Below are 3007 nucleotides of genomic sequence, written 5' to 3' on the forward strand. Positions count from 1 at the left end.
AATTTCGAAGGGGAGATCGTTTGAACGAGTTATAGCACCATGCCCAAGACCGGAAGAATTTCTGTCTGACGAGGGGCGGGCGACGAACCTAAACAGCGACAACAAACGAATTCCGCCCCGAGGAGTTAAATTCTTCTTGATTTTTTGGTCCCTTTTGTATCAAGACAAAAGGGACAACTCTATTGGGAAAATAGTCTCCTGTTTCATATTCAGGCTTCCTTATCAGCTTTTACTGTTCATTTTTTGTACGGCCAAAAAACGAACCAAAAAAGCCGCTGGGGAATGGTAGATGTTCCCCTTACCAGCTCATTCCCGGCCGGTTGCTTTCAAGCGCCGGCCGCCTCTCCCCTTTTGCCTGCCGCCATTCCCCAGACCCCGAGGGCTGCTTGCTACTATATTGTCAACAATCCAATACTAGTAACCGGTAACAAATAACTAACCCGCGCCGCCGCTGCGCATGTCCCGGGCAGCTCATAAATCCAGGGCCGGAAAGGAGGGGAATTATGGATTATGAATTCCTGGAATCCCAGATTATATTGACATCATACTCTTCAAATTCGGTATCTTTAGAAACAAGGGCGTACCCTTCTCTTTTTGCTTGAGCAATAATCAATCTATCAAAAGGATCCCGGTGGTGAAATGGTAAAGTAGTATTGGTTAAAATATGATCCGGAATTATGGGCAAGAGTGTGAAACCACTTTCAAAAAACAGTTCAAAAATTCTCTCCAGCTCCGCTTTTAATTTCAACTTTCCCAATGAATGTTTTATCCCCATTTCCCATAATGTTGCAACACTTACATAACAATTATGTTTGGGATTTTTAATTAGCTCCTTAGAGAATTCAGGCAATTGTTCGTCGTCTGTTATAAACCAGATAGCAGCATGAGTATCTACCAACAGGTTCATTCCCTATACTCCTTAAAATCATCAAGGGGTTCGTCAAAATCATCACTCATTTCAATAAGACCTTTCGCCAAACCGGGTGTTCTGCTTTTGGGCGTTTGTTGGTTTGCTATCTTGGATTTCAGGAACTCTACGAAATCATTGGCCTCTTTCTTTAGCTCATCAGGTAATGACACGAGTTTTGTATACAATTCCAGATCATTCATAACTATAGGATCTATTTTTACTTTCTGAATAATTATACAAAATTTATTGGAGATTTTGATCAAGATCTTCGGGACTATTGGCCAACTGGGGTGCCACAAGGGGAATATGGGAATTATGAATGAAGAATTAAAAATGATGAATCTCGAAGGGGTACCGGGAAGAAGAACGCGGGGGGTTCCCCCTTGTGGCAGTTATGATTGAAAAGCAGTAAATGATGTTCGAAGGGGGTGCAGGGGGATGTTCAGTGAGGAATGAAAAATGAAGAATTAGTAATGATGAATTTCGAAGGGGAGATCGTTTGAACGTGTTAAGCAATTGTTCCGATACCGGAAGAAGTTCTGTCTGACGAGGGGCGGGCGACGAACCTAAACAGTGGAATTGCTACAAAAAAATGGACAGTGAGTTAAGTCATTCATGCGGCTTGGTTTTGGTTGAGTAAGAATTGTTCGGTTTGGGCCGGTGTTCGATAGCCTAAGGCCGAATGCAGGCGCCGGCGATTGTACCAAAGTTCGATGAACTCAAAAATAGTCATTCGGGCCTGCTGGTAGCTGGCAAATTTCCCGTCCAGCCCCAGTTCGGCTTTGAGCGTCTTAAAGAAGCTCTCGGCCGGGGCGTTATCCCAGCAATTGCCTTTGCGGGACATGCTTTGGGTGATCTGCCATTTGTCCAGTAGCTTGGTGAATTCCCGGCAGGCATATTGGACACCTTGATCGGAGTGGAACAACAACTCTTGATTCGGCCTGCGTGTGGCCACGGCCTGGTTGAATGCCTCTATGGCGGTTTCCTCGGCATTTATCCCCTCACTTAACGACCATCCGAGGATCTGCCGGTCGGCCAGGTCCATGACCGTAGTCAAATACAACCAACCCTCCTTGCTGGACAAATAGGTAATATCGCTGACCCAGACCTGTCCCAGCTGGGAGGCAGTAAACCGGCGATCCAGCAGGTTTGGAGCCACCGGGAACCGGTGCCTGGAATCAGTTGTAGTGACCCATTTACGGCGAATTTGGCTTTGTATGCCCATCGCCTTCATCAGCCGGGCCACGCGGGGACGGCTGACCTGCCAGCCTTCTCCAATCAACTGCCGGTGGATTCGGGGCGAACCATAACGGTGCCCGGAGGCGTCCCAGGCCTCGGCTATCGCCTGTCTGAGCCGCTGGTTTTCGAGCGTCCGTTTGGAAGGTCCGCTGCCGAGCCAACGGTAATAGCCGCTTCGGGACACTCCGAATAGCTTGGCCATCTTCGCTATGGGATAGGACTGCTTGTGATCTGTCATAAACTGATAGATTACCCACGGCGGCTGGTGAAGATGCCAATGGCCTTTTTTAAGATGTCGCGCTCCATCCGAAGATCCGCATTTTCCCGCTGCAGGCGGGCCAGCTCTTCGGCTTCCGGAGTCCGCTGCTGGTTGCCCTTGCCAGGAAAACTCTCCTCAGGAGCCTGGTTATACTCCGAACGCCACCGGTAGATCAGTTCCGGACGAATCCCTAGCTCGTCGGCTAGCTCCCTGATATTGTCTGTCCGGTAGCTCTGGGATATTACGTCCAACTTAAATTCCTTGGTAAAACTTCTGCGGGTTTGTTTTTCTTCCATGATTGATTCCTATGTAGTTTGTCACCACAATCTATGACTTAACCCGGTGTCCATCAAAATGTAGCAGGTTCACAGCGGCAACAAACGAACTCCGCCCCGAGGAGTTAAATTCTTCTTGATTTTTTGGTCCCTTTTGTATCAAGACAAAAGGGACACCTCGGTTGGGGAAAATCGTCTCCTGTTTCACATTCAGGCTTCTTAATCATCTTTCCTTGTTCATTTTTTCATCGATGAAAAAACGAACCAAAAAAATCGCCGACTGGGGATTTATTCGCCTTGCGGCACTCCGCTTCGGCTAAAAGA

General features: G+C 47.6%; 4 protein-coding genes. All 4 read right to left on the bottom strand.

Translation table 11 applies throughout. The features are described from left to right. Positions 1-508: 508 nt before the first annotated feature. Positions 509-907, bottom strand: coding sequence for a type II toxin-antitoxin system VapC family toxin (locus ACG2F4_RS19135; RefSeq protein ID WP_395262548.1), 399 nt, complete (start codon positions 905-907; stop codon positions 509-511). After that, positions 904-1110 carry a DUF2281 domain-containing protein gene (locus ACG2F4_RS19140; RefSeq protein ID WP_395262549.1) on the bottom strand — a complete coding sequence of 69 codons (207 nt, stop codon included), beginning with the start codon at positions 1108-1110 and terminating at the stop codon, positions 904-906. The genes ACG2F4_RS19135 and ACG2F4_RS19140 overlap by 4 nt, the downstream gene beginning before the upstream one ends. A gap of 413 nt (positions 1111-1523) precedes the next feature. Then, positions 1524-2387 (bottom strand): IS3 family transposase, encoded by an 864-nt coding sequence (locus ACG2F4_RS19145; protein WP_395262550.1) that lies wholly within the window; start codon positions 2385-2387, stop codon positions 1524-1526. Positions 2388-2398: 11 nt separating this feature from the next. Beyond that, positions 2399-2704, bottom strand: a complete 306-nt coding sequence (locus ACG2F4_RS19150; protein WP_395262551.1) for a transposase — start codon at positions 2702-2704, stop codon at positions 2399-2401. Positions 2705-3007: the final 303 nt, after the last annotated feature.

The sequence above is a fragment of the Halalkalibaculum sp. DA3122 genome (genome assembly GCF_043951865.1).
GTDB lineage: Bacteria > Bacteroidota > Rhodothermia > Balneolales > Balneolaceae > JAMQKA01.